The sequence below is a fragment of the Deinococcus sp. LM3 genome, from assembly GCF_002017875.1.
Lineage (GTDB): Bacteria > Deinococcota > Deinococci > Deinococcales > Deinococcaceae > Deinococcus.
In genome coordinates, this window is record NZ_MUFV01000006.1 from 80,520 (window position 1) to 87,872 (window position 7,353).

Consider the following 7,353-nt stretch of genomic DNA (forward strand, 5'->3'; position numbering starts at 1 on the left):
TACGCGCTGGTGAGTAGCGGAGCCCCGGAAGCGGGTGAACGGCGCCTCTTGTCCGGAAGGCTGTGAAAGACGCGTGTGCAGCCCGGCGTCTCTCCCTGAAGACTTGGAGCCATGTGATGGGACCTACGCTGGGTATGCAAGATTCGCGTGCGTGAGCATGATTCAGTAGGAGCAGGCCCACTCTTATGAGACTCGTCCTCCAAGCGGTGAGGTTCTGGCGCATGGTGTGACCCACTCGTGTAGAATCTGTTTAAGGCGAATTACTGAGGAGGGGTTATGCTTCCGAACGCGCGCTTCAAGGAACTTCTAGCTGACATCGAACCCAGTGCCACCACGACTGCTCAAGCATCACTGGCTCATCAAAGTGTTCGCGACCATTTGTGTAGTCACAGTGAATTCAAAGAGCGCTGGGAAGGCAGTTTCCTAGCTGGAAGCTACACGCGGGACACCGCTATCAGGCCCAAAAGAACAGCCGATGGGCACGAGCGACCTGACGTGGACATCATCATCGAAACGAATTTCAGTACGACGGATGACCCCACCGATGTCCTCTGGGAAGTCAATGACGCTTTGGAAGACCAATTCACGGTTGAACGGGTCAACAAACGCTCTGTCCGCGTGATCACGGCAAACGCTGAAATTGATGTCGTGCCTGTCGTGGCCTCCGGCACCGGCTACATGCTCCCCGACCGGGACCTCGGGTATTGGAAGTCGACCAATCCACCCGCACACACCACCTGGAGCGCAAACCAGAACGCCCGTTTCGGTGGCCGCTTCAAACCGCTCGTCAAACTCCTGAAGTGGTGGCGCCGTGAGAACAAAACCGGGAAGCGGCCCAAAGGCTTCGTGCTTGAAGTTCTGGTCTCGCTGCACGCCCCCACCGACGAGACCCACTACGGTGAGGCCTTCGCCCAACTGCTGGAAAACATCCACGCCGCGTACGCTGACCTGGCAGCGCTCGATCTGAAACCAACCCTTGCTGACCCCGCGATGCCGGGCAACGATATCCTCTCCAAAGTCTCCATCACGGATTGGAAAAATTTTCTTGATCGCGTACGTGTGCATGCCGGGTACGCCCGGAAGGCACAGAGTCTGAACGCAGATGAGATGGACGAGGCCACCCGCCTCTGGCGGATCCTGTTTGGGAACCGACTCAAAGCCACAGAGAGCGCAGTCAAAGCCTCCCACCTGGGCTCGACGGCGACAGCCACCGCCAGCGCTGGGTACACCTTCCCGGATGTGAACGCGACCCCGACGAAGCCCCGCGGGTTTGCGTGACGCTCTGGTGGCTCAACCAGTGGACACGACTCGGTCAGGAACGAGCGGCCGTTGAGGCCCTCGCCGCAGCAGAACCCTGGTTCACGCTCACCCGCTGGACCGTCCACAAATTTCGCCTCGCGGCCGAAGGAATCATCACAGCGCACGGCGCCGACTACCTCGTGCGACTGGTCTACCCGGATTCCTTTCCCGACGTTCCCGCCTGGGTTGAACCTCAGGAGGACACCGCACAGTGGAGCCACCACCAGTACGGCGCCGGCGGCGCCCTCTGCCTGGAATTACGGCCCGACAACTGGCGAGCGGACGCCACCGGTGCAGAGGTGCTCCAGAGCGCGTTCAATCTGCTCTATAAGGAAAACCCCCAGGGTCACGGCGAGTCTGGCGTGGTCCCCTCGGCGCACAGCGTGGGTAGCGTGCAGGCCTACGCCTGGCGCAAACCACCCGCCCTGATCGGGTTGTCCTGCCTGCAACGCCTGTTCGAAGGCCAAGCCACTGAACTCCAAGCCCTGTACTGGCAGGCCCAACCAGGTCTCTGGCCCATCCTACTAACGGACCGGCATGACCGTGAATCGGGCAATGCACCAACTACCGATGATCTCGGCAGTTACCGCACCACCCTTCCCGTGCTGATCTCTCAGAGCGAGGCCCCTCACCCCCAGCCGGGCAACCGTGTGGAACTGCTGGCTGGATTCGGCCTGGAGGAGAGCAGCACCCCCCCGTATGTCGTGATCGTGGCCCTTGCACCCGACCGGTCGGCCCTGACCGTCTACGTCTGCCTGACACCGGACACCGTGCAGATCCGGTCTCTGGTTCTCCTGCCTGAAGAAGCAGGCCACCGGTCTGGGCGGGCGGCAACTGCTGCTGAACAGAAAGTGGCCATCATCGGTCTCGGTTCAGTCGGCTCCAGCGTGGCGGAGTTGCTCCTCCGGTCCGGCATTCACCGCCTCGTGCTGATTGACGGTGACGTCATGTTGCCTGGAAACCTGGAACGGCACACCCTGGACTGGCGAGACGTCGGCGCGCACAAGGCGGAGGCCGTCAAACGCCGATTGCTGCACATCGCGCCTCGTGCTGACATCGAGATCATCACGTCCAATCTGAACTGGCAGCAGTCAGCCCGCGTGTATGCCGGTGACATTGACGAGATAGCTGCCTGTACCGTGATCGTCAATGCGACTGGCGACGTGCCGACGGGGCTGCTACTGGGCGCTCTGGCCGAACAGCACCGGAAGGCGTTTGTGTCGGTCGAGGTGTTTGAAGGTGGACTCGGGTGCCTGACCGCCCGGTTCATTCCAGGCCGCGATCCGACATACATGCAGGGAAGAATGGCCTACGAAACGTACTGTGAGGAACGAAGTGTCACGCCCCCCAGTAGTGGCGTCCGCACTTACGAGGCCCTGACCTTTGACGGCGCGCCCATCCAGGCAGATGCCGCCGCAGTCACTGCGGCGGCTGCACAGACAGCCAGAATTGCTCTGGATATTCTTGACGACCGCGTCGAGGCGACTACGTCACCCTGGATGCTCACCGGATACCGTTCGGGCTGGCTGTTTTCCCGTCAGGGCGACAGCATCGCGCTCGATGTGCCACTCCCCACGCAGCCCACACCACCAGCACGCGACCTGAAACTCGCTGAGTGGGCGACCGGACTTGCACAGGAGGCCATTGATGCGGCTCGCTCTCAGCCGTGACCAACGGGAAATCCTCCAGGCTGCCTTACAGCGAGCTGGACGGCGAGAGATCGGGGGGCAGCTGTATGGTGAGCAGTTGGCGCCTTCCCACTTTCTGGTCACCCACCTGACCGTGCAGCATGCCCCTGGGACGATCTCACGCTTTATCGTCGACCTGACACAGGCGACAAAGGACGCGTTCACCTTCTTTCAACGCACCCAGAGGAAGTACGCGCAGTTCAATTACATCGGGGAGTGGCACAGCCATCCCAGCTACGCTGTTCTTCCCAGCAGCACGGACCGGTCAACCATGCGGACCTTGGTGACTGACTCAACATTCAAGGGGTACTTCGCGGTATTGCTCATTGCCCGCCTGGATGGTGAGATGCTCACCGCCGGCGCCTGGCTGTTTGATCCCGCTGGACGGGAAATGTCCGTTCCATTGGAGTGGCCTGAATGAGTGACGAGACGAAACCCACCCTGACCGATGCAAAAGGGTCTGGCGGGATGGTGGCACAAAGCGGCTTTGATTATCAACTCTGGGAAACCCTGTCTCGGTTGCCCGGCTGGCTTCTTCAGCCTGCGTTCGAGCATTCATCCTGGAAGGCCTCGAAGATTTCGAGGCGCGCTTCTTTACGCCGTATGCCTCTCACGGTCACGTCGTTGACCGGTTTCAGGCGAAAGAGGGCAAGCTGAGCAAAAAAGCTCTTCAAGAGGTCCTGGGGAATTTCTTAATATACGAGCAGGCGTTTCCAGGAACGGCACGCGTGCAGACGCTGGTCACGCCAAGCCTGCTGGATCGACTGCAGTGGATCGCCAGGGACCAGACGCGGATTCAGCGGGCGCGACCGTTCTACACACCGTTTGCCACTGTGACCGCCGCCAGTGACCTCAAGTTTCGAAACGATCTGATGGCTGAGTTTGGGCCGCCGCTCGGCAGTTTCGTCGCGGAGAACGTGGATTTCACCCTTCGGCAGTACACCGACGTCCAGTCCGCTCGACTGGCATTCGCACAGGCGTTAGAAGCGGCGTTCCCGGCGCTGGATCTCACACAGAAGCAAGTGAGGGCAGCGTTCGATGATCTGGTGACACTCGCCAACGAGCGTCGAGGGGCAGAGATAACTCGAGCCCAAATTCTTCGGGTCCTGCGGGGCGCCCTCGGCGATCTGATTCTGGACGAGGAGCCACTTCAGGTGCACATTCGCTCGGACCGGGATCTCCCACAGCCACAGGCGATTGAGATTGACGCCTCAGCCTTCGCTGGGGGCGAGGCTGGTTTCCCTGCACCTGAAGAGTGGGTCGCCTTGACGACGCCCATGCGCATGGTCGCTCAGTGGGCTTATCAGCGGGGTCATCGTCGCATTCGGTTGACAGGTTCTTACCGGCTGTCGACGCATTTGCTGTTGGAACGGCTTTTCCGTCCGCGCAAGGCTTTGACCTTGACTTCTCCGTCCGAGGCCACGGGTGGCGCACGGATGATTATGCCCAGCAGGACGGGGGGGCGCTGGGTGGCAGTCGCGGCCTGCGACCGGCCTGGTGAATGGCCGACTGGTGGTTGCGGTGGGGGTATTGAGAAACCCTGTTCAGGCCGTGGTCACGACCTTGGGCTTCCGGATGCAGGGGGTGTGCTGCACGTGCAGTTGGACCGGGCCATCGTGGATGCGCAGGAGGTGCAAGCGTCTGTGAATTACATCAAGACGAAAGTGGGCGAGGCCGTGAGTGCCTTTCAACCGGATGCCCTTGACGTCTTCTTGGTCGGACCGGCCGCATTGGCCCTGGCGCTTGGTCACCGTTGGAATGCTCTCCCCTCCACGCAATGGTATGAATTTCAGGCTGGACCGGGCATGTATCAACGCACGTGTCGGGTGAACTGAATGCCGTCACGCGGTGCCTCTGGTGATTTGGCGGAGTGTCGGGATCACAAGTAGTTAGCTGGAACTAGACTTTGTTGGCGAATTCGAAACCTGCTGTTTGGCGGGGCGGATCATCGCGGCTCGGTAACGAGCAATGCGGAGTCTGGGAGCCCCCACCTGAATTTGCCAACAAAGTCGAATTCCAGCTAACTATCCGCTCAGAGACCCAACAGGGCACGTACCTCGTTCTGCACCCCTTGCGGCCAAGACGTGAAGGTGTCCGACAACCACGCTCGCCGGGCACCCGGCTGGATGCCTCTGAGCTTACGCATCACCATTAGGGCTGTGGCCTGAGCCACCGTCTTCTGCTCTTTGAGATCGACGTAATAGGTCTTGGCCCACCAAGTTAGGAAGGCTGTTCTAGCATCTCCTGCTTCAATCTCACTTGATAAATTCAGCATTTCGGCTGCATCGAATGCTTTGGCGTAGGTGGCTTCAGAATTAACTTGACCACACAATAGATTGGCAATGCTCAGGGCGCCATGGTAAGCCAACCACGTCGCCCTCAGTGATGAAGTAGGAGTCATATTCATCCAGATGCCCTGCATTGCTTTTCGATTGGCTTCAATAATCTGATTTATGTAAGCGCCTTCATCCTTTCGGAGTGTAGGCGCGAATATGCGAATAGCCTCAAGATGTAGTGCCCAGGCCCGCAATTCCGGAGTTGGGTGCGCATTGAATGACGCCAAGAGGGAGCTAAGTTCAGTTGCTGACGTTGGCGTCAGTCCCATACCCATCTCCCGCTGCTGGCGCGTCAGGCGCTGGGATTGCACCTCTGTGAGCTGGCCTCGGAACTGCAGGACTGCCTGAACATCTGTCAGGCTCCAGAGCCATGCTTCGCCCATTCGCAAGCCCGCGTTCACGGATCGGTCTTCGATCCAGACAGCATCTTTAGATTCGAAGCGGGTAGCGTGGATCATCTCGATGTCTGCTGCCGCCAGTTCACGCGGATCAGTCGGACTCCACAGGCCAGGATGAGGAAGAAGAATGACCTGCCGCGCCCGTAATTTACTGCGCAGGGTTCGTCGCCACTCCCTAAGGTCCTCCCTTGTCTGCCGGTCCTGTCTGCATTTTGCCCATTGACCCTTCACGAGTTGGGCAGCTTGATTTGAAACCACCAGCCTGAATACCTCTACTGCAGCAGACAGCACACCAGCTCTGGCCAATGCCAGCAAGGCTTCGGTGGTCAGGAAAAGGGTCTCCCCTGCATTAGGAACGGTTGGGTAGAAAAGGGGTGCCAGAGCATGCTTTCCGCCCGGTTGAGCTCCTCAGCGTCTAGGAGGCCCTGCTCCGTAAGAACGGCAAGTAACTTCTGCGGCAGGATACTTTCCAATCTTTCCCCAGCTGCGAAGGTGTCTCCGAGTTGGTGGAGGCGCACAGGAAGATCATCCACCACCTTCCCCGATGTGTTGGCCAGATACGGTCTGGCCACGGCCCAGTCACCCAATGGGTCTAGCGCTGAATCACGAGGGGCGTTTTCGGGCAGGACCTGAAGCCGCCCCTCGGTAATGTGGTCTTGGATGAGCTGCCAGATCTCCTCATCAGCCTGCGGACGGCAGGCATGCAGGCTCTCTGTCAGAGCCAGCATTACAAAGGGCGTGACGCGCAGAGGGCCAAAGGTACTGATGACACGGTCCAGAAGCCCAGACGGGCTGCAACGATGAAGCCACTCAGATCCACCGTAAGTCGTAAGACTTCAGGAACAGCACCCGGTAAGGGGCGGCCACCGTGGCGGCCCAGGAGGCCCAGGCGAGTTCCTCCACTTCTCAGGGTCTGAGTGATCAACTTGGCGATTGGCTGCCCTGCAAATGCGATTGCCAGGGGCAGTGTGCCGGATTCATATGCCTGTTGGCCCTGGTCAGTCCGGCGTTGCTGCTGTGCGAACAGCGATTTCAGGTGGACTTCCAGGAAGCCTGGGCCGTCGACCCCGGGCGGTCTCTCTTCTATTGGTGATTCCGTGCCCATGACAATGCCAGTGCGCTCCGGACCAGCCAGCCACGCCACGTTCAAGAGCCGGGCACCCTCATTCTCCAGGCCAATGAGGTGAGCCGTTCGAATGGCCCAGCCTAATAGTTCGTCGGGATACCCGAAGTGTTGCCCTTATACCAGAGTTGCTGGCCAAGTCTGGATCATCATCCAGAATCTGATCCATTAGAGCGAGCACCAAACCTGGTGCTGGATTGGCGGCTCTCAGTGCCTCCACTGCCGCCGTCTGCAAGCGAGCGTCATCACCCAGCCCGATAAGCAGACGAAGGTACAGTGTCGCCTGATGGTTTTCCTGCTGCCCACGGGCCAGGGTTTCTGCCAGGGCTGCCGCTGCCGGCAGGTCCTCGGTTCGCGCATAAGCTTCCGCCAGCAACTCCTGAAGCTGCCTGGGCAGAACGCCATCCGGGTACTGTGCTGTCGCCTCAGGCATGGTCAGCAGAAGGCGACAGGTGGTGAAGTCTCCCGCATTGAACGCGACCACACTGGCCATATGCAGGGCGCCACCA

At 59.8% G+C, this 7,353-nt stretch carries 7 protein-coding genes; 5 read left to right on the forward strand and 2 right to left on the reverse strand.

Annotation, left to right across the window (positions count from 1 at the left end; genetic code table 11):
* The first annotated feature begins 276 nt into the window (after nucleotides 1–276).
* The 5 genes from BXU09_RS19305 (at nucleotide 277) to BXU09_RS19320 (ending at nucleotide 4,822) form a co-directional block, all read left to right on the forward strand.
* Nucleotides 277–1,278, forward strand: a complete 1,002-nt coding sequence (locus tag BXU09_RS19305) for a nucleotidyltransferase (RefSeq protein ID WP_078305934.1) — start codon at nucleotides 277–279, stop codon at nucleotides 1,276–1,278.
* A complete protein-coding gene (locus tag BXU09_RS19310; protein ID WP_078305935.1) occupies nucleotides 1,275–2,969 on the forward strand; it encodes a ThiF family adenylyltransferase in 1,695 nt (564 codons plus the stop codon). The genes BXU09_RS19305 and BXU09_RS19310 overlap by 4 nt, the downstream gene beginning before the upstream one ends.
* Entirely contained in the window at nucleotides 2,947–3,408 is a 462-nt protein-coding gene (locus BXU09_RS19315; RefSeq protein WP_078305936.1) for a Mov34/MPN/PAD-1 family protein, read from the forward strand. Before BXU09_RS19310 ends, BXU09_RS19315 begins: the two co-directional genes overlap by 23 nt.
* Entirely contained in the window at nucleotides 3,405–3,644 is a 240-nt protein-coding gene (locus tag BXU09_RS20730; protein WP_144012434.1) for a hypothetical protein, read from the forward strand. Before BXU09_RS19315 ends, BXU09_RS20730 begins: the two co-directional genes overlap by 4 nt.
* Nucleotides 3,645–3,715: 71 nt before the next feature.
* On the forward strand, nucleotides 3,716–4,822 hold the full coding sequence (locus tag BXU09_RS19320; RefSeq protein ID WP_078305937.1) for a hypothetical protein: 1,107 nt from the start codon (nucleotides 3,716–3,718) through the stop codon (nucleotides 4,820–4,822).
* 197 nt (nucleotides 4,823–5,019) lie between these two features.
* Here the strand turns inward: BXU09_RS19320 and BXU09_RS20735 are convergent, their stop codons facing one another.
* A complete protein-coding gene (locus BXU09_RS20735) occupies nucleotides 5,020–6,036 on the reverse strand; it encodes a hypothetical protein (RefSeq protein WP_144012435.1) in 1,017 nt (338 codons plus the stop codon).
* An 848-nt stretch (nucleotides 6,037–6,884) separates the two neighbouring features.
* The coding region (locus BXU09_RS20740; RefSeq protein WP_205684197.1) for a hypothetical protein at nucleotides 6,885–7,353 on the reverse strand (469 nt) is incomplete at its 5' end.